Origin of the sequence: Streptomyces sp. SP18BB07 (assembly GCF_036322545.1) — a bacterium.
Taxonomy (GTDB): domain Bacteria; phylum Actinomycetota; class Actinomycetes; order Streptomycetales; family Streptomycetaceae; genus Streptomyces; species Streptomyces deccanensis.
Genome location: NZ_JAQYWT010000260.1, coordinates 1 through 20,648, shown reverse-complemented (window position 1 = coordinate 20,648; position 20,648 = coordinate 1). Strand labels below are relative to the sequence as shown.

The following is a 20,648-nucleotide window of genomic DNA, read 5'->3' as shown; positions in this document are numbered from 1 at the left end:
GGAAGGCGAGAGGGAACGTGACCACCAATACCCATGTGACTCCCCGCAGGACCGGCGCAGGTAATCTTCCCGCGCCGCTGACCTCTTTCGTAGGCAGGCGGCGGGAGCTCGCCGAAGTCCGTCGGCTCCTGGGGGCAACGAGGTTGCTGACGCTCACAGGGGTGGGCGGGGTGGGCAAGACCCGGCTGGCGCTGGAGGCGGCCGCCGCGTCGGCGGGCGATTTCGCGGACGGGGCGTGGCTGGTGGATCTGGCGGCGGTCCGGGACCCGTCCTCGGTGGCGGACGCCACGGCGACCGCTCTTGGGTTGCCGGACGTGGGCGCTGGAGCGGTGATCGATCAGCTCGCCGCCTCGTTGGCCCACCGCGCTCCATTGATCGTGCTGGACAACTGCGAGCACCTCATCGACGCCTGCGCCGAGCTGGCACACGCGCTGTTGTCGGCCTCCCCAGGGCTGCGCGTTCTGGCGACGAGCCGCCAGGCTCTGGGCATCTTCGGCGAGCACCTCATCGCTGTCCCTCCGCTGGCGCAGGCCGACGCGATGGAGCTACTGCGGGACCGCGCCATCGCCGTGCGGCCGGGCTTCCAGGTGACCGACGGTAACCGCGCGGAGGTCCGCCGGTTGTGCGGCGACCTGGACGGGCTGCCGCTGGCCATCGAACTGGCCGCGTCCCGACTGCGGACCCTCAGCGTCAGTGAGGTGGCCAACCGTCTGGAGGACCGCTTCGGACTGCTCACGAGCGGCAACCGGATCGCTCGGCCGCATCAGCGAACACTACGCGCGTTGATGGCCTGGAGCCACGAGCTGTGTACACCGGCCGAGCGGCTGTTGTGGAGCCGGCTGTCCGTCTTCGTCGGCGACTTCGGCCTGGACGCGGCCGAAGCCGTCTGCGCGGGCGACGGCATCGGCGGTACCAAGGTGCTCGATCTCCTGGACCGGCTGGTTGTCCAGTCCGTCGCCCTGCCCCACGAGCGTGATGGCCTGCCGCGCTACCGGCTGCTGGAGACCGTCCGCCAGTACGGCCGGGAGCGGCTCGTCGAGGCCGGCGAGGAGCAGCGGATGTTGCGTCGCCACCAGGGCTTCTACTTGGCCTTCGCCGAGGGCATCGCCGACGGCTGGCATGGCCCCGGACCGCTGGAGAGCATGACCCGGGTGAGTGCCGAACACGCCAATCTGCGCGCTGCGCTGGCCCGAGGCGGCGACCCGCAAGCCACCCTGGCGCTGACCGCCGCACTGCGCTTCCACTGGTGCGAGGGCGGACACGTCAGTGAGGGTCGCCGCTGGCTCGACCGGGCGCTCGCCGCCGCACTCGAACCCACTCCGGTCCGGGCCCGGGCGCTGTGGGTCGCCGCCTGGGTGGCGGCGCTGCAGAGCGATCTCGAGGCGGCCTGCCGGTTGTCGGAGGAGGCCGGAGACCTGGGGGAGCGGCTGGGTGATCCGGTGGTGTGCGCCCACGTCCAGAGCCTGCGCGGCACACTGGCGGTGTTCGGCGGCCGGCTGGACGAGGCCGTGCCCTTCTTCGAGGCGGCGGTGGCCGCTCACACGGATACGGATGACGAGATCGGCGCGCTCTACGCTCTGCTGCAGTTGGGCATCGCCCAGTCCCGCCTCGGAGATCCGCATGCCCAGCAGATCTGCAGGCGGGCGGTCGCCCTCGCGGAAGCCCACGGTGAGCAGCGGGCCCACTCCCTCGCGCTGTGGGCCCTGGGCAACAACGCCTGGCTTCGCGGTGACCTCGACGAGGCATCGGCACTGATTCGGACCGCGTTGGAGAAGGAGCAGGGCTTCAACGACTCCATCAAGGTCGCGCTGATGCTGGAGGAACTCGCCTGGGTCACCTCCGCACGCGGCGACCACAAGGAAGCAGGACGCCTGCTGGGTGGCGCGCGCACCCTGCTGCGGGACACCGGCACCGTCCTCTCCACGTTCGGCCCGCACATGGTCGAGCAGCACGATCGGTGTGAGGACGGCATCGTACGGTCACTGGGCCGGACGGCGTACGAGGAGGCCCTTGCAGAGGGCGCCAACCACTGCGGACCCGACGAGGCCATCGCCTACGCCCTGCGCAGCAGGTCCGAGCCCGTCGTCACGGCCCCCGCCCCGAGCCCGCTGACTCCCAGGGAGCGGGAGGTGGCCGCGCTGGTGGCCGAGGGCATGAGCAACCGGCAGATCGCCACCGCGTTCGGACGCTCCCCACGCACGGTCGACGGCCACGTCGAGAACATCCTGGCCAAGCTGGAGTTCAACTGCCGCGCCCAGATCGCGTCCTGGTGGACAGCGAACCAGGCGTACACCGCGTAGGACAACCCCGTAGAAATACCCGGACCCGGGGCGGGCCCATGCCCGTGGAAATGCCCATGGCCAAGGGGAGGACCCCGCACTGAGCCTTTCGGCATGACTGACATCAAAGCGCGGGGGCATCTCCCCCGGAGATCATTTCTCAGCAGTGCCATCGCCGTGGTGGCCGCCAGCACGCTGGCCGGCGGCGCGGTGGTCGCGGCCGCTCCCAGCGCGAGCGCCGCCACCGGTGCGGACATCACCTGGCACATCACCAGCGAACCCGGTGATGCGCAGGACGGTGCCATGAAGGGTTACGCCGGCATGCTCGGGGCTATCAGAGAGGCCGTCAGGGGCGGCAGAGTCGACTCCTTGGGTGGCCGGCCTGTAGACGTCACCGACCGCAGCGGAGGCAGCCAGTACGTCACCATCGACCTGCACGCCGAGGACAGTGTCGTGTTCGTCCGGTTGTTCATGCGCCGGTCGGACTCCTACATCATGGGATGGCGGGTCGGCGTAGAGGACGGTGTCAACGGTGTGGAGTGGGGCAGATTCTTCACACTGGACCCGGCTGCGGCGCCCGGTGGCTCCGCGGCGCTGCCGGGCGCCACGGTCGACGACACGAGAACGAACTACCAGACCCTGGGGACCTACACCGAACTGGCGCGGCAGGGTGCCTCGCGCGACGGCATGCGGATCAGTCCCGCCAGCCTCAGCGACGCCGTGCGCAGGCTCCACGGAGCCGACGGCCCCTTGACGGGAATCACGACCCAGGAGGTCGCCCAGGCAGTCCTCCAGGTGATCGTGGGGGTCGCTGAAGCCTCGCGGTTCCGGCAGCAGGCGACAGACACCGCGATGGCGTTCAGTAGAAGCGCAGGGCTCATCATCACCGCGACACACCAGGCCTTCCACAACAACTGGGGCAGGCTCAGCAGGTCGTTCCTCCTCGCGGTCATGGCAGGGACCGCCGTCTTCGCAGCTCCCGTCGAGATCGCCGGCATCATCATCGGGACAACGGCGGTCGCCGCGACCTATCTCATGACGGCCCACCACTCGGACATCGACAGCCGGGGTAAACACCTGTCCGAGGGCGGCCTGCTGTTCGTCTCCCAGGACGGCACCGGCGACCACTGGACCGTGCAGGACGCGATCAACGACGTTCCCGACAGCGGCGCGAACACCATCCTCATCGACAAGGGCGTCTACCACGAGGTCATCAGCGTCTCCAGCAGCAAGTCCTGGCTGACGATCCAGGGCCTCACCGGCGTCCGCGGGGACGTCATCATCTACAACACCAGGTGCCACGGGATGATCAACCCCGCGACCGGTCTGAAGTACGGCACTCAGGGCAGCGCCGTGGCCACCTTCAGGCCGCCCAACCTGACCGTCAAGGACCTCACGATCAGCAATGGGTTCGACCGCGCGGCCCACCCGGAGATCGATCCGTACGAAACCCAGGCCGTCGCCGTCGCCGCCATGGGCGACCGGCAGGTGTACGACAACGTCGCGATCATGAGCCGTCAGGACACCCTGCTCGTCAAGGGAGAGACGCCCACGACCCAGGCCCGGCAGTACTTCTACAACTGCTTCGTCCGGGGCGACGTGGACTTCGTCTTCGGCAATGCCACCGCGGTGATCGACCGGTCCACCCTTCAGATGCTCGACTGGCCCGGCGGCACGGTCGTGGCTCCGAACACCGACTACCGCAAGAAGTACGGGATCCTCATCACCCACAGCAATCTGACTGCCCACGGGCTGACAAGGACGAAGTACCTCGGCCGGCCGTGGCACAACACAGCGGAAACATGGCCTCAGGCGCTGGTCCGGGACAGCACGATCGTCGGCCAGTTCAACGACACACAACCCTGGACCAACATGATGCCCGACTACCCCTGGCAGTCGGCCCGGTTGAGGGAGTACAACAACTCCGGCCTCGGAGCCGGCCAGGGCACGAACGCGCCGAAGCTGACCGACGCCGAGGCCGCCGACTACACCGCCCGGAAGTACCTGACTGGCACCGACGGATGGAACCCGGTCCGTTGACCCTGGCTGAGAGCGCACTGCTCATCCGCATCTCTTCAAGTGCCGGTCCTGTCCGCGCGGCACAGTGAGCTACGGAGGGGCCGGGACACTACTGAGGTCCCGGCCCCTCCGTCCCATCGGGACGAGCGGCACGTCTACCCGCAGTCGGCGCTGCTGTTCACACCCCGGTCGCGGGCCACTATCTGGCCGCTGGGGCTGCCATCGGAGTTGAGCACGTTACCGACGGCGTCGTAGTAGGCACCGTAGGAGAGGATGTCTTTGTATCCGCGGCCGCGCCAGGAATTGACCTTGGTGTTGCCCCACCGGTACTCGTGGACATGAAAGACCGGGTTGCTGCGGACCGTACGCATCACCGGACGGTGCGAGAACCAGGCCTTTCGACGCGGGGGGACGGTGATTCCGTGCGATCTGGACCAGTTGTCGGACTTGGCGTACGACCAGGAGCGGGTGTAGCTACCGCCCGCCTCGAACGCCAGGACTTTCTCGATGGCGGTCCATTCGACACCGAAAGAGGCGGTCACGCTGTGGGTCGTGGTGCTGGTGGTCATTCCACCTTGCTGAACGGTCTCGTTCAGTGTGCTTCTGTGGCTACAGTTCACCAGCGTGTTGCTGACCTGGCTTTCAGGGCCGTTCCAGGTCCAGCTGGACGCCTTGGGGTAGGAGCAGTGGCCGTGGAAAGCCTCCCAGGGGTGCTTCAACGTGGTGGAGCCGACGTTGAACATGAGGCGCCACTGCTCCGGTGTGAGCTTCACGAGCTGACCGGTCTGGACGTTGAGCCGCCAGTACGAGGTGGTTGTGCGGCCATTGCAGATCGACAACATCAGCTTGTTGGCGTCGAACGGCTCGGCTCTCATGATGTCGGTTGCGGCGCTGGCGGGCGAGGCGCACGTCAGCACCGAAGCCAGGCCCAGTGCAGCGGCGATACCGGCCCGCTTGATCGCACTACGGGATGTCACCTTGTTTCTCCTGCCTCTGAAGGGGAGGGCGGGCGTTCGAGCCGCGAACCACGACCACGAGCGCCGCAGGATGATCCTTTTTGCGCAGGAGGTAAGGCGTGTCTCCTGCGGCACGGCCCACTCTTCGGGCACAGAGGTTGTCGATCAAGCCAGGTCAAGGGAGTAGACAATTCCTGGTGCCGTCGGCCAAGTCCCACTCGGCATGGTCGGGCAGACACTGCCCGAAGTGGCGTCAGAGGGCGCCGGGGGACAGGCTATGGACGCAGACCGCGCCGTTCGGCCACGGTGTGGGTGGTGCCGGCTGCCCAAGGTGCGGGCTGAGCACAGGCACGGGCGTCGGCGGAACGCCACCGAGTGACGTATGCGTCTGCGGTGATGGAATGTTTTTCTTCGGCTATGGGGAGAGTGGGATCCCATGGGGCGTCCCGAAAGACCGGTGGATCCGGAGGCCGGTCCCGTGCAGCGGTTCGCCCATGAACTGCGCGAGCTGCGACGGGCGGCCGGCGGGCCGTCGTACCGCTCCATGGCCCGGCTCGCGGGATTCTCGACGGCGGCCCTGGCCAAGGCGGCGAACGGAGAGCGGCTTCCGTCACTGGCCGTTCTCCAGGGTTACGTGCGGGCATGTGGCGGCGATCCGGCCGAATGGGAGCTGCGGTGGAAGGAGGCGCAGGCCGAGGCGGCGCGGGCTCTGGTGCTCGATGAGGAGGACATGTCGCCGCCGTACCGAGGACTGACACGCTTCGAACTGGACCACCGTGGGCTGTTCTTCGGCCGGGACCGGCTGCTCGAGGAGTTGGGCGAGCTGGTGTCCGGGCACCGGTTCGTGGTGCTCTTCGGAGCGTCAGGCAGCGGGAAGTCCTCCTTGCTGCGCGCCGGGTTGATCCCCCGCCTCCGGGAGGAGATCGAGCGCAGCGACCGCCCGGCGGTGCTGCGGATCCTGACCCCCGGGGGAAAGCCCGCCACGACGTATGGGCACTTACTGACCCCGGCCGAGGGCGAACCGGAGAGCTGGGTGGTGGTGGACCAGTTCGAAGAGGTCTTCACCCTGTGCCGGGACCCTGCCGAGCGTGCCCGCTTCATCGATCTGCTGCTCGCCGCCCGCGCCCCGGGCAACCGGCTGCGGGTACTCGTCGCCGTACGCGCCGACTTCTACGCCCGGTGCACCGAGCACCGGGGCCTGGCCGAGTCCCTGCGCGGTGCGGCCCTTCCGGTCGCGCCGATGACTGCGGACGAACTGCGCGAGGCGGTCGTCAAACCGGCGCAATCGGTCGGGCTCATCGTGGAGCGGGAACTGACTGCCAGGATCCTCAAGGAGGTCCTCGACCAGCCCGGCGCCCTGCCCATGCTCTCGCACGCCATGCTGGAGACCTGGCGCCGCCGCAAAGGCAGGCTGCTGACCCTCGCCGCGTACGAGGCGGCAGGCGGGGTGCACGGCGCGATCGCCGCCACCGCCGAGGAGGCGTACGCCCGGCTGTCCCCGGGCCAGAGGCGCACCGCCCGGCAACTGCTGCTGCGGATGGTCGAACCCGGCCAGGGCACCCCCGACACCCGGCGGCCGCTCGCCCGGACCGACATGGACGAATGGGCGGATCCCGAAGTGCCGCGGGTGGTGGAACAGCTGACCGGCGCCCGGCTGCTGACCGTGAACGAGGACGGCGTTCAGCTCACCCACGAGGCACTGATCACCAGCTGGCCGAGGCTGCGACACTGGATCGACCGGGACCGCGAACGGCTGCGATATCACCGCTCGTTGAGCGAGGCCGCCCGTACGTGGCTGGAGCACGGCCGCGACCCCGGCGCCCTGTACAGGAACACGAGCCTGACCCGCATTGAGGAACTGTTCGCGGACAGCGGCTCGTTGACGGTGACCGAGCGGTCGTTCCTGCTGGCTTCGCTGGAGGCCCGGGAAGGAGAACGCCGCGCCGCGGCCCGCATCGCTCGCCGCTCCCGGCTGCTTCTCACCTCGCTCTCCGCCGTGCTGGTCGTGGCGCTGGTCGTCGGCCTGGCCGCCTGGCAGCAGCACCGCGACATCGAGCGGCATCGCGCCGATACCGCGGCCCGCCGTGTCGCCGCCGTCGCCGACGCCCTGCGCACCACCGACCCTCGGACAGCGATGCTGCTCTCCGTAGCTGCCTGGGACGTCTCCCCGCTGCCGGAGTCGCGCCGTGCCCTGCTCGGCGCCCTTGCCCAGCCGGAGGAGGCCACCTTCTCCGACCCGGCACCGGACGGGACGTCCTCCGTGACTTTCCTCGCCGACTCCGGTCGTACTCTGCTCAGCGTCGTCGGCCGCACCTGGCGGACCTGGGACGTCACCACCGGCCGCCGCACCGCCTCGGGCAGACTGCCGGACGGCACCGTGGTCGAGGCCGGTCCGGACGCCCGTGTGCTCGCGATCGCCGAGGGCGACGGGGTACGTCTGTGGGATACGGCTACGGGCCGCTGGACCGGCGCCCCCGAGCCGGCGGGCGCGATCGTGAACTTCGGTGCAAGTGGCCGCAGTTACCTGGTGACCGACTTCGACGACGACCGGGTGCGGCTGCGCTCCATCACGGACGGCAGAGTGCTCTTCGAGATGAGGTCGACCAGCCGTCCGACACCGGTTGTCGGCGCCGACGACCGGCTGGTAGCCGTCTGCCCCACCGGAAAGACTCCCCAGATCTGGGACATCACCAGCCACCGCACCCTGCCCGGCGACTGGCAAGAGGCCCGTGGCAGCTGCGACGACGACACCTCCCTCGTGTTCAGTGGCTCCCGGCTCGCTGCCCTCTCCCCACGCGGAGTGCGGGTCTGGGACGCCACCTCCGGACAGCGGGTCGCCGACATCGCCAGCCCGGGAGTAAAGGGCGTTGCCGTCAGCGAGGACCGGGACTTCCTCGCGACCGAGGACGACCAAGAGATCAGGGTGTGGCGTCTGTCGGACCCCGCCATGCCGGTGTTCCGGCATACCCTGAACAACCAGCTGGTGCCGTACGGCGGCCTTGCCTGGGACCCCACCCGCCCCGTGCTGCGCTACATCGAAGGCAGCACCGTCCACTCCCTCGACCTCGCGGCGGCCGTCACCCCCACCTGGCACCGCCATCCACTCTCCGCAGAACTACTCAGCCCTGACGGTCGTATCCTTGCCACCGCTGAACGCTCCAGTACCCACTACCGATTCCAACTCCGCGACACCCGTGACGGCCGCGTCCTGCAAACACTGCCGGCCCAGCCGTTGCCGGTCTCCCGTGACCCTGCGCAGCCGATCGTCGCGCGGGACACCCTGGCCCTGATGGCGTTCAGCACGGACAGCACCGCGTTCGCGTACGGTGTCTCGGCCCCCGACTCACATGCGGCACCGCAGCGCGTCACGCTCTGGGATCTGACCCACGACCGCGCCCGCACCACCCTGGATCTGGCGACCCCGAGGTCCGCCAAAGCAGTGGGCGCGATCGCCCTGGGCCCTGGGGGCCGCACTCTCTATACCGCCCGTCACACCGACCGCACCGCGACCTTCGGTGAACTGAGCAACGAAACATGGGACACCGTGCACCACCGCAGAACCGCGGTACTGCCCGGCCGGAGCGGCTTCATCATGGCTGTCCGTCCCGACGGCCGCCTCCTCGTCAACGACACACAATCCGTTCGTGCGGGCAAGGCCGTCGCCCACGAGCTGCTCTGGGGAAACCTGATCGGTGCCCTCGCGTTCACGTCCGATGGCGGACGCCTGGCGGCCGGCGACTTCACGGGTCGCGTGGCCCTGTGGGACGGCGAGCTCCGCCACCGCGAGGGCATCCTGCCCAACCAATTTCCCCCCGGGTTCGGCGGCATCAGGGAAGAGGTCAGCGCGCTGGCCTTCAGCCCCGACGGCAGCACTCTGGCCGTCGGCGGCGACGCGGGCACCCTCCAGTTGTGGGACACCGCCACCCAGCAACCCCTCGGCGGCTCAGTGACCACGCCCGGCGACGCCGTCGACACCCTCGCCTTCAGTGCCGACAACAAGACCCTCTACGCCGGCAGCGCCCACGCCCCACTACAGCGGTACACCATCGACACCCATCGCGCCCTCACTGAGGTCTGCGCTCGGACAGACGGCGCGCAACTCACCAGGACTCAGTGGCGCACGTACCTCCCTGACGTGGCCTACCGCAAAGTGTGCGGTGACTGACGGAGTCATCGAGTCCCGGGTGGCTCTGTCGGTGAGTCGCGGCTCTGGTCCACTTTCTGTGGAGGGCTCACAGACAGCGAAGTCAGTGGCTTGTGGTGAGAAGGCCCCGGTCGATCAGCTGGTCAGGAGGCTTCCTCGCCGAAGGTGGTGTCGCGGACGGGGTGCAGGCACCGGTCTGTGCCATCACCGTTCTGAGAGCTCGGTGACCGGCACATCGGGGTGTCGATGATCTCGGCGCGACATCGGGTTCCTGGGCGGACGGAGAAGGAGCGTAAGCGAGGTCGATCTGTGCCGAAGTAGGTTTGATGGTCGCGGCCTTCGACGCGCCGACGGGGAAGTGGTAGTCCCAGGGCGGCGGTCGATGCCTGCGGCGTCGGAAGGCGCCGTTCGAGGATGGGACGCAGAGTTCCAAGCCGGGGCGTGCTCTCGCCCATGAGGGGTCGCCCCTCGCCCACGACAGGACATCGTCGTCGGCCGGGTGTTACCAGCAGCCGCGGCACCCACACCTTCCCGGCGGAAGTGGACCATGTTCCCCTCCCAGCGCCTCATCCTCAAAGCTGACGCAGCGACATACCAGAGGCGGATAAGGCCCGTTCGCGCATCAGCCTCAGGTGGTCGGTCATTCGGCTGATCCGAGGGGGCGGTGTGCACCGGATGATGAAGCAGTCCCCCCAGCCAGGTGCGGTTCTGATCTGTGTCCTGCGCTGTCCGCGCTCTGATCGGAGCAAGATCTCGTGACAACTTCGCCCACCGCTCCTGGTGCTCCCACCGTCGCCACCGAGCTGTCCAGGCTCGAAGGCTAGGGCGATACCTAGGTGGCCGCCCTCGATCGGGCAGTGTCGGCTTCGGGCAGTCCCACGCGGAACCCGCGGCCCGGCTGAACTTGGTCACGGCCATCAAGACGAGTGCAGCGGATCGCCCATGACGGTCACGCCGTAGCTCGGGAGACACCCCCAAGGATTCCGGCCACAGCGTCTGCGCGGTGGGACCGGAAGGGCCTTGTCCACGGACGAGTTCGTGGCAAGGCCAACCCCTTTGCCCGCACTCGGCCCGGCATAGCGCCATATTGGTGCGGAAATCCCATAGTTCCTCTACGTGTAGGAGATGGGGACGCGAGAGCGGGTTCACCGGGGTGCTGAATCATTCGAAAGACTGGAGATCCCATGCATCTTTTCAACGCCCCCGCCCACAGAGAGGCGACTCGGCGGCGCACCTCCGTCGCAGTCGCGGCCGGCACGGCACTCGGGCTCCTTGCCGTGTCCGTCGGCACGGCCCACGCCGCGACGTCGACGGACCGGGGGCGCCCGGTCGTGCAGATCATCGGTGGCAGCGCGCAGCCCAACGGCTCTTACCCGTTCATGGCGGCGCTGCTGGTCAAGGGCAAGGGCAAGCCGCTCGACCGGCAGTTCTGCGGTGGCAGTCTGCTCAGTCCTTATCTCGTGATGACGGCCGCCCACTGCGTCTATGACGTGAAGCCCAAGCAGATGGAGACCGTAGTGGGCCGGACCGTGCTGTCGAACAAGAAGCAGGGCCATCTGCGCAACGTCCGCACGATCACTGTCCACCCCGAAGGGGAGTACGACGTCGCCTTCCTGGAACTGGCCAAACCCGTCTACGGCATCGCCCCGGTCAACCTGCCGACCCCGGGCACGGACGCGCTCATCCGCCCGGGCGCCAAGGCTACGGTCGCCGGCTGGGGCAACACCGATACCGAGATGCCGGCCAACGCGGACCGGCTGCGCGCGGTAGACGTCCCGATCGTGTCGCACATCGAGTGCGAGGCGTCGTACTCGTCCTACGACAGGAAGGCCGAAGTATGCGCGGGAGTCGAGGGGAAGGATTCCTGCCAGGGTGACAGCGGCGGACCGCTCTTCCGCAAGCTGAAGGGCCGCAAGGGCGTGTACCAGATAGGCGTCGTGTCGCACGGCGACGGCTGCGCGGCGCAAGGCGCTCCGGGCGTGTACGCCTACACCGGCTCCGCCAAGCTGTGGGACACGCTGTGGAAGTCCGCCGAGGGCAAGCGGCTGAAGCGCCTGCTCGGTCGCTGATCCTGTGCCCGCGCGGAACACCTTGTTCCGTGCGGGCCTGGGTTCTGTCCCGACCTGCGGCGGAGCGGCACCGGACTGCCGGGATCGCGAGACGGCTCTCGGGTCAGTCCGCTTGCCGCGGGGCGGGGAGGAGGGCCACGACCTCCCAGCCGTGGTCCTGACGGGGGCCGGTACGCAGTGTGCCGCCGAGCGCGGTGACGCGTTCGGTGAGGCCCACGATGCCAAAGCCTCCGCCGCGGGCGGCGTACGGCATGGAGGCGCCTCCGCGGCCGTTGTCGCGCACCGTCACGTGCAGCGTGTCGTCGACGTGGGCGAGGGTGACGGTGACTTCGGTGGCGTCGGCGGCGTGACGCCGTACGTTCGTGAGGGCTTCCTGGACGACTCGGTAGGCGGAAGCCTGCACCGCGTGGGGAAGGCTCGGGCGCACCGAGGCGTCGAGGTGCAGTTCGGCCTTCGGACCGGTCGGGCCGCCGAATCGGTCGACCAGTTCCGCAAGAGCAGTCAGGTCGCCCACCGGGTCGCTCCTGCTCGGCTGCAGCCTGGCCGTTTCCTCCGGGCCGCCGCGCAGGATGCCGACGGTCACGCGCATGGAGTCGAGCGCTTGGGTCGCGGCGTGCTCGATTCCCGCCAGGACCGGGTCCAGGCGGTCGTGTTCGGTGGCGGCCATCATGCGGGCCATCTGTGTCTGGACCAGGATGCCGGTGACGTGGTGGGCGACGAAGTCGTGCAAGTCGGCCGCCATGGCGAGGCGTTCAGAGCGGCGGGTCTCGGCGACTGCGACGCCGCGCCTGTGGTCCAGGGTGCGCAGGTAACCGCCGAGGCCGGCGAAAACGCAGGCGAGCAGCGACAGCAGCAGCATGAACAGGAGCGCGTCTTCCTTGGCGATGACCTCGTGGAAGCGCAGCGGCGTCGCGATGGCCGCCCCGCCTGCGAGGACGGCGCACGGCAACGCCCACCGTGGTGGGCAGGTGCGGACGGCGATGAGCAACAGGCAGAGCAGGACCGCCACCTCACCCGGGCCGAGTGTCCGCATGCGCTCGGTCGTCGCGGCCACGGCGGTCAAGGTCAGGGAGCCGCCTGCTGGCAGGGCGGTCCGCAGTTGGGGGGTGAGCCAGGCGGGCTGCCGGGCGGAGGGCCAGAGGACGGCCGCGAGGCCGGGCGTCAGGAGCAGGAGTAGTGCCCAGAGGGTCTTGCCGTTGGCGACGGCGATGAGCACGTCCGCCACGGCCAGCAGGACCAGCGTGGTGATACCCAACACGCGCAGGCATCCTTGCCGACGGGTCCGTGTCGTGGTGAGGACGTCTGTCGCGGGCAGGAGGTTCACATCGGTAACTGTAGGGGAGCGGTCAGCTGTGTCTCGGCCGGTCGACCGGGGCAGACGCCAGGCGCAGGAACCGCTTCGTCGGCGGTTCCTGCGCCCGGGCGTTGGATGGGGAGAGCTGTCAGTTGACGCGGACGATCTTCCAGAGCTGGTCGTCGAGGCCGGCGGTGCCCCACTGGACGATGGCTGCCCCGTTGGCGGTGGAGGACTGGGCGACTCCGGCGACGAGGGTGCTGTTCACGTTGCGGAGTTTGTAGTAGCCGCCGCCCCCGTCGGTGAGGGTCCACTTCTGTGAGTCGGCGCTGGAGGCGGTGTTCTGGACGAGGGCCGCGCCCGCGGCGCTGGAGGAGCCTTGGATGTCGAGGTTGAGGTTGCTCTTGGCGTTCTTGATGGTCCAGGAACCGCTGCCCGCGGATTGGAAGGTGAAGAGCTGGCAGGCGCAGAACGTGTTCTGCCACTGGCCGACGGCGGTGCCGGCGGTGGTGGAGCCGGCCGGGATGTCGAGGTACTTGCCGCTGTTCTTGTTCACCAGGACGTACTGGCCGGTGCCCAGGGGCGGCAGGGCGGTCTGGGCGAGGTTCCAGCGCTGGCAGCCGCAGGTGGTGCCGCTCCATTGCACGGCGCCGGTGCCGACGGTGGTGGAGGCGCTGGGTATTTCGAGGAGCTTGCCGCTGATGCGGTTGGTGATGCTGTAGCCGCCGGCCGGGTGGGGCGCGACGGCCCATTCGTGGTCGAGGGTGCCGTTGTCGTCCCACTGCAGGACGGTGGCTCCGTTGGCGGTGGACTGGTTCTGGACGCCGAGGACTTTGCCGCTGGCCACGTTGGAGATCTTGAAGTAGCCGGAGGACTGCTGCTCGAAGCGCCACTGCTGGTTGGTGGAGGTGGTGGGGGTCTGCTGGGTGGCGGTGGTGCCGTTGGTGGTGGAGCCGCTGGCGATGGTGAGGTTCAGGGCGCTGTTCGCGTTGGTCATGGTGTAGGTGGCGCCGTCGGAGATGCTTCCGCCGAAGTCGACCGTGCTGTACGTGACCGGGTTGCGGCGGTTGTCGCCGCCGAAGCCCGCGCTGAAGACCATCAGGCTGTGGCCGTCGGCCAGCGGAAGCAGACCACGGCTGTAGCCGCCACCGACGTTGGAGGGCATCCGCGTCCAGGTGTCCGCGGCGCCGTTCTGGGTGTTGACGAACAGGTCGTCACTGCTGTGGGCGGTGGTGACGAGGGTTCCGTTGGGGCCGCCGGTGGGCAGCCAGGTGATGTAGGGCGTGCCCTGGGGGACCAGGCCGTCGGTGGTGCGCAGCGGGATGCCGGTGACGGAGTCGAACGCCTCCGGGTCGTCGGAGATCTTGTAGTGGACGGCGAAGTTGCCCGCGGCCGAACCGCCGTACTCGTACGTCATGATGTATTTGCCGTTGGGCATCTTCGCGACGGTCGGCATGCCGGGGCGCTGGCTGTAGGTGGGCATCGCGACGTCGTCCACGACCGGTCCCCAGGTGCGGATGTCGGTGGAGACCTGGTGGACGATCTTCTGGCCGTGGTCGGGGTCGCGCTGGTCGGAGTAGTAGACGATGAGCTTGTCGCCGGAGACCAGGAAGAACGGTTCCCACACGGGCGTGTTGCCGTTTGTGTCCGTGGCCTTGCCGCCGGTGGCGATGTTGGTGACGAAGGTCCAACTCTGGCCGCGGTCGGTGCTGGCGTACAGGTCGATCTTGCTGCCGCCCCGGTCGTAGGGCACGGAGTCGCCGGCGGCGAGGATGGTGCCGGCGGGGAAGTCACCCATCGCCCTGGGCAGTTCGAACAGCTCGGGCTGCCAGCGCATGCCCCAGCCGTTCTGGGTGTCGGCGACCTCGGAGAGCTTCGTCCAGGAGACGCCGTTGTCGGTACTGCGGTAGATCGGGAAGACGGGCATGTCCACGCGGTACTGCTCGAACGTGGCGAGCAGGGTGCCGTTGGCCGAGCCGTTGTGCTGCAGGCGCATGGCCCGCGGGTAGTAGCTGCCGGGGGAGAGTGCGTCGGACGGCGGGGTGTAGAGCGTCTGGGCGGGGCGGGAGAGGGCGTCCGCCCTTCCCGCTCCGGGCAGGACCAGCGTCGCCGCGGCGACGACTAGCGAGAGCAGGAGGAAGAGAAGAGTGGCGGGGCGGGAACGCGGAGCGGCGCCGGGTCTGGCGCCTGTTCGTGCGGGGGACATGTGCGGCTCCGATGGCGGGGCGTGGTTCTTTGTACGGGCCCGCCGCCCCCGGATGACCAGGTTGGGGGCGGCGGGGTTCAGGGGCGGGTCGGTCGGCGGTAGGGCCGGGCGGCCTCGCGATAAAAGGGCATGGTCAGCGGCCGTGTGATGGGACGGCGGCGCGGTAGCCCTGGGTGGGACGGCTGTGGGATCGATGGCCGTTGTGCGCGGGGTGCAGCGGTGCGTGCGACGTGTTTCCCGCATCGGCCGGTTGCTCGGGGCGGTCTCAGGTGGTGTGTAAAGGGCTCTGGCCCTTGTGGGACGGTGGCGGCGCGGTCGAGCCGCGGACGATCAGTTCGACGGGTAGGTCGTTCGCCGGCGGCAGGTCGGCGCCGGGGTTCTCCACGGCGTGGAGGAGAAGCCTGATCCCTTCGCTCGACGCGGCCTCGAAAGGCTGACGGACAGTGGTCAGAGGCGGGGAGACGTAGGCGAAGACGGGGTTTCCGTCGAAACCGACGATACTGATGTCCTCCGGCACCCGACGACCGCTTTCCCGCAGGCCGTGGATCAGTCCGATGGCCATCTCGTCGCCTGCGGCGAACACTGCGGTCACTGAGCGGTCCGAGGCCAGCTGCAGGCCCGCGGCGTACCCGGAAGCCGCCGACCAGTCGCCGTTCAGCACGGGGGGTTCATGCGCGCCCCGGGCCGCCAGCGCCGCCCGCCATCCCTCGATGCGGTCCGTGGTGGCGTACCACCGCCGCGGACCGGCGAGGTGATGGACGGTCGCGTGCCCCAGGTCCAGGAGGTGATCGGTGGCCGCGCGCGCCAGCTGATGCGCGCCCACACCGACGCTCAAAGTCCGGGCGGCAGTGAAGGCGGGCGGGGCTCCGAGGAAAAGGACCGGCACGTCGACGCCGAGCGGGACGTCACCTTCGACGAAGGGTTCCGAGACGACGATGCCGTCCACGCCCTGCTCCAGGAGTGATTCCAGCGCGGCGGCGATGCTTTGCGGGTTGCCGTCCGGTGTGTTGAGCACGCGAAGCGCGTAACCGGCGTCCCGTACGGCTTGTTCGATGCCCACGAGCAGGGAGGCGGTTCCATACCCGGCTGTTCCCAGAGCGACCACACCGATGGAGCGGGTACGGCCGGAGGCCAGTGCCCGGGCGGCGTGGTTGAGCCGGTAGCCGAGTTCCTCGGCGGCCGCCAGGACACGGCGGCGGGACTCCTCGGAGACGTACGGCTCGTTGTTGAGGACCCGGGAGACCGTCTTGCGTGAGACGCCGGCCAGCCTGGCCACGTCCTCACTGCGCGGCGCGGAAGAGCCGGCACCGCGCTCCAGCCCTGATGTCATGACGTCTCCCCATGGCCGTGTGTTCTCCATCGAACGAGGTCACTTACATGACCGCGCGGTCTGACCGCGCGGTCAATGTCTACGCATCCGCCGGTCGCACGTCAAGAGGTCCCGCGGCGTCAATCGCTTCCGATGGGATAGGGCCTCGGGGCCGTGGCCGGACGAAAGCGGGTGCCGCAGACGCCCGAGGACGCGTCCCCGGGATGCATTCCTGCAGCTCAAGCAGCGCTTTCTCCATACAGGTCAACGCGACGGCCGACCCTGTCAGCCTTGTCCGTCCGCTCCGGCCACCGACAGGAGAGGCCCCCGACCGTTCCCCATCCATCATGAATTGCCGGACGCGCAGTCTTGACAGCGAGCACACACAGCGTTCACGCTTCCTGGCGTCCAGCGATCGCGTTTGTTTGATCGTGTTTGATTCTGGTCACTCGGCGGCTGCCTCTCCGCCACCCCCCCTCCGACTGACGCGCCACGCCTGGGTACCGCCAGCCCTGTCAGGAGTCAAAATGCACCATTCATCCCTTGGTCAGTCCATGCCTGAAACCAACCGCCGCACCGTGCTCCGCGGACTCGGCGGAGCCGCGCTACTGGGTGCCGGCATCCCCCTGCTGAGCGCCTGCGCCGGGAGTTCCGCCTCGTCGGACACCAAGACCGTCACCGTGGGCTCCAATGCGTCCGACGCCGTCCCGAAGAAGGGGTACGCCGACGTCTACGCGGCCTTCACGAAGCAGTCCGGGATCGCGGTCGACATCAACACCAAGGACCACAACACCTTCCAGGAGCAGATCAACTCCTACCTGCAGGGCACGCCGGACGACGTGTTCCAGTGGTTCGCCGGCTACCGGATGCAGTTCTTCGCGGCCAAGGGACTGGCCTCCCCCATCGACGACGTGTGGAAGACGATCGGGGGCAACTTCCCCAGTGCCATGCACGACCTGAGCAAGGGTCAGGACGGCAAGTACTACCTCGTGCCCCTCACCACGTCCCCGTGGGCGGTCTTCTACCGCAAGAGCGTCTTCCAGAAGTACGGCTACGAGGTCCCCACCACGTGGGACGCGTACGTCGCCCTGTGCAAGCGGATGAAGAAGGACGGCCTCGTCCCGATCGCGTACGGCGACAAGGACGCCTGGCCGGCGATGGGCTCCTTCGACCAGATCAACTTCCGCCTCAACGGCTACGACTTCCACGTCGAGCTGATGGCGGGCAAGGCTTCGTGGACCGACGCGAAGGTCCGCAAGGTCTTCGACACCTGGGCCGAGACCCTGCCCTACCACCAGGAGGGCGCGGTCGGCCGTACCTGGCAGGACGCCGCCCAGACCCTGGTGGCCAAGAAGGCCGGCATGTACATGCTTGGCATGTTCGTGGCGCAGCAGTTCAGCAACAAGGCGGACCTGGACGACCTCGACTTCTTCGCCTTCCCCGAGATCGACCCGGCGTACGGGCAGGACACCGTGGAGGCGCCGACCGACGGCATCATGCTCAGCAAGAAGCCCAAGAACCACGCCGGGTCCGTCAAGCTGCTCGAATTCCTGGGCACGGCCCAGGCCGAGGAGATCTACCTGAAGGCCGACCCGAGCCTGATCGCCGCCTCCACGAAGGCCGATACCTCCGGCTACAGCGCCCTGCAGAAGAAGGGCTACGAGATGATCAGCCAGGCGAAGCATCTCACCCAGTTCATGGACCGTGACAGCCGGCCGGACTTCACGTCCACGGTGATGCAGCCCGCGCTGCAGAAGTTCATCCGCGACCCCAAGGGGATCGACAGCCTGCTGTCCTCGATCGAGCGCCAGAAGAAGACGATCTTCGCGTCCGGCTGAGCCCGCCCCCGTTCTGAAGCGGATGAACACCGACACCATGAGCTCCGAAACGACCACGAAGATCCCGGAGGCGGCCGCGGTGCCGCCTCCGGGCGCCGCGACACCGAAGAGGCGGGATCCGCAGGGCCACCAGCGCCTGCTGACCCGCCGCGACCGGATCACGCTCGGCCTGATGGCCGGCGTGCCGACGATCCTGCACGTCGCCCTCGTCTGGGTCACCGCCCTGGCCTCCATCGCCCTCGCCCTCACCACCTGGGACGGCATCGGCTTCGACTCCATCAAGTGGGTCGGCCTGGAGAACTTCAAGGAACTGTTCACCAACAACCCGCAGTTCTGGCCGGCCGTCGAGCACAACGTGGTCTGGTTCGTCGTCCTGATCCTGATCCCGACGCCCATGGGCCTGTTCCTGGCCGTGCAGCTGGACAAGCAGATCCGGTTCAGCCGGGTCTACCAGACGGCGTTCTTCCTGCCCGTCGTGCTGTCCATGGCCGTCATCGGCTTCGTCTGGCAGCTCGTGTACAACCCCGACACCGGCCTGATCAACAGCCTGATCGGCGCCAACGAACCGGGCAAGTACATCGACTGGATCGGCGACCCGGACCTCAACCTCTGGGCCATCCTCATCGCCGCGTCCTGGCGCCACACCGGCTACATGATGATCCTCTACCTGGCCGGCCTGAAGGGCGTCGACCCCTCCCTGCGCGAGGCGTCCTCGCTGGACGGCGCCAACGAGTGGCAGACCTTCAAGAACGTCATCTTCCCGACGCTGCGGCCCACCAACACCGTCGTCCTGGTCGTCACCATCATCGAGGCACTGCGCGCCTTCGACCTGGTCTTCGTCTTCAACAAGGGCGCCGAGGGCACCGAGCTGCTCTCGATCCTGGTCACCAACAACATCATCGGAGAGTCCAGCCGCATCGGCTACGGCTCCGCGATCGCCGTGGTCCTGCTGGTGATCTCGCTCGCCGTGATCATCCCGTATCTGATCGCGACCTTCCGGAAGGAGCGGCGCGCATGAGCACCGTGAGCGCGCTCGGAAAGCAGCGCACCCCCGCCCGCCTCGCCCGGATCCTGCTGCACGTCTTCCTCGCCGGTGCCGCGCTGGCCTGGCTCGCGCCCCTGCTGTGGGCGATGTACGCGGCGATGCGGCCGTACGCCGAGACCAGCACCAAGGGCTACGTGTCCTGGCCCGACAAGCTGAGTCTCGACAACTTCACAGGCGCCTTCCAGCAGTCGGACATGCTGCACTACTTCGGGAACACACTGCTGGTGGCGATCCCGGCGGTGCTGCTGACGCTGTTCCTGTCGTCGATGGTGGCCTTCTACGTCAGCCGCTTCGACTTCCGGATCAACCTCTTCCTGCTCCTGGTCTTCACCGCCGGCAACCTGCTCCCGCAACAGGTCATCATCACCCCCCTGTACCGCCTCTACCTGCTCATCGACCTGCCCGGCATCACCATGAGCGGCAAGCTGTACGACTCCGCGCTCGGCCTGGTGCTGATCCACGTGGCGTTCCAGTCCGGGTTCTGCGCGTTCGTGCTGGCCAACTACATGCGCTCGCTGCCGCACGAACTGACCGAGGCCGCCCTCGTCGACGGCGCCTCCGTGTGGCGCCTGTACTGGCAGATCGTGCTGCCCCTGTGCAAGCCCGCGATGGCCGCCCTGGCGACGCTGCTGTCCATCTGGATCTACAACGACTTCTTCTGGGCCCTCGTGCTGATCTCCACCGGCGAGAACATGCCGATCACCTCGGCCCTGAACAACCTCTCCGGCCAGTACTTCACCGACCCCAACCTCGTCGCCGCCGGCGCCCTGCTCACCGCCATCCCCACCCTGATCGTGTACTTCGTGCTCCAGCGCCAGTTCGTCAGCGGCCTCACGCTGGGCGCCAACAAGGGCTGAAGCACGCCTCCCACTCGTTCCCCACACCTTCCGGAGTACCACCAGTGACCACCGAACGCCGCCTCCGCCTGCCCGGCATCGCCTACGGCGGCGACTACAACCCCGAACAGTGGCCAGAGGACGTGTGGGCCGAGGACATGGCCCTGATGCGCGAGGCCGGGGTGACCATGGTCAGCGTCGGCATCTTCTCCTGGGCCCTGCTGGAGCCCTCCGAGGGCGTCTACGACTTCTCCCGCATGGACAAGATCCTGGCGCTGCTCCATGAGAACGGCATCGCCGCCGATCTCGCCACCCCGACGGCCTGCCCGCCCGCCTGGTTCTTCCGCGCCCACCCCGAAGCGCTGCCGGTCGACCGCGACGGCCGTACGCTCTCGTACGGCAGCCGCCAGACGTTCTGCCCCTCCAGCCCCGCCTACCGCACGGCGGCCCTGCGCATCGCGGGCGCGCTGGCCGAGCGGTACGCCGACCACCCGGCCGTCGCCATGTGGCACGTCCACAACGAGTACGGCTGCCACAACGCCGCCTGCTACTGCGACACCAGCGCGGCCGCCTTCCGCACCTGGCTGAAGGCGAAGTACGGCAACGACCTCAACGCGCTCAACCACGCCTGGGGCACCACCTTCTGGAGCCAG

12 protein-coding genes are annotated in these 20,648 nt (G+C 68.4%); 8 read left to right on the top strand and 4 right to left on the bottom strand.

Features of this window, described 5'->3' with window-relative positions:
- Window positions 1-170 precede the first annotated feature (170 nt).
- Both PUR53_RS10865 and PUR53_RS10860 read left to right on the top strand, forming a co-directional pair.
- A complete protein-coding gene (locus tag PUR53_RS10865; protein WP_329908151.1) occupies window positions 171-2,300 on the top strand; it encodes an ATP-binding protein in 2,130 nt (709 codons plus the stop codon).
- 93 nt (window positions 2,301-2,393) lie between these two features.
- Window positions 2,394-4,319 (top strand): pectinesterase family protein, encoded by a 1,926-nt coding sequence (locus tag PUR53_RS10860; protein ID WP_329908149.1) that lies wholly within the window; start codon window positions 2,394-2,396, stop codon window positions 4,317-4,319.
- A 134-nt stretch (window positions 4,320-4,453) separates the two neighbouring features.
- On the opposite strand, the gene PUR53_RS10855 is transcribed toward PUR53_RS10860, so the two are convergent.
- Window positions 4,454-5,275, bottom strand: coding sequence for a hypothetical protein (locus PUR53_RS10855; RefSeq protein ID WP_329908147.1), 822 nt, complete (start codon window positions 5,273-5,275; stop codon window positions 4,454-4,456).
- A gap of 415 nt (window positions 5,276-5,690) precedes the next feature.
- Between PUR53_RS10855 and PUR53_RS10850 the strand changes: the two genes are divergently transcribed.
- Complete coding sequence (locus PUR53_RS10850) at window positions 5,691-9,419, top strand: nSTAND1 domain-containing NTPase (protein WP_329908146.1); 3,729 nt, start codon at window positions 5,691-5,693, stop codon at window positions 9,417-9,419.
- 1,163 nt (window positions 9,420-10,582) lie between these two features.
- Entirely contained in the window at window positions 10,583-11,467 is an 885-nt protein-coding gene (locus PUR53_RS10845) for a S1 family serine peptidase (protein ID WP_329908145.1), read from the top strand.
- Between the two features lie 103 nt (window positions 11,468-11,570).
- Here PUR53_RS10845 and PUR53_RS10840 read toward each other — a convergent pair whose 3' ends face one another.
- The 3 genes from PUR53_RS10840 to PUR53_RS10830 form a co-directional block, all read right to left on the bottom strand.
- Window positions 11,571-12,722: a sensor histidine kinase gene (locus PUR53_RS10840; protein ID WP_443080289.1), complete on the bottom strand. Its 1,152-nt coding sequence runs from the start codon at window positions 12,720-12,722 to the stop codon at window positions 11,571-11,573.
- A gap of 187 nt (window positions 12,723-12,909) precedes the next feature.
- Entirely contained in the window at window positions 12,910-14,967 is a 2,058-nt protein-coding gene (locus PUR53_RS10835; protein ID WP_329908143.1) for an RICIN domain-containing protein, read from the bottom strand.
- Between the two features lie 265 nt (window positions 14,968-15,232).
- Window positions 15,233-16,297: a LacI family DNA-binding transcriptional regulator gene (locus PUR53_RS10830; RefSeq protein WP_329908142.1), complete on the bottom strand. Its 1,065-nt coding sequence runs from the start codon at window positions 16,295-16,297 to the stop codon at window positions 15,233-15,235.
- A gap of 506 nt (window positions 16,298-16,803) precedes the next feature.
- Between PUR53_RS10830 and PUR53_RS10825 the strand changes: the two genes are divergently transcribed.
- The 4 genes from PUR53_RS10825 to PUR53_RS10810 all read left to right on the top strand — a co-directional run.
- Window positions 16,804-18,114 (top strand): ABC transporter substrate-binding protein, encoded by a 1,311-nt coding sequence (locus PUR53_RS10825; RefSeq protein WP_329908141.1) that lies wholly within the window; start codon window positions 16,804-16,806, stop codon window positions 18,112-18,114.
- A 37-nt stretch (window positions 18,115-18,151) separates the two neighbouring features.
- Complete coding sequence (locus tag PUR53_RS10820; RefSeq protein WP_329908139.1) at window positions 18,152-19,132, top strand: carbohydrate ABC transporter permease; 981 nt, start codon at window positions 18,152-18,154, stop codon at window positions 19,130-19,132.
- Window positions 19,129-20,016, top strand: coding sequence for a carbohydrate ABC transporter permease (locus PUR53_RS10815; protein WP_329908137.1), 888 nt, complete (start codon window positions 19,129-19,131; stop codon window positions 20,014-20,016). Before PUR53_RS10820 ends, PUR53_RS10815 begins: the two co-directional genes overlap by 4 nt.
- A 44-nt stretch (window positions 20,017-20,060) precedes the next feature.
- On the top strand, window positions 20,061-20,648 hold a 588-nt coding region (locus PUR53_RS10810; protein ID WP_329908136.1), incomplete at its 3' end, for a beta-galactosidase.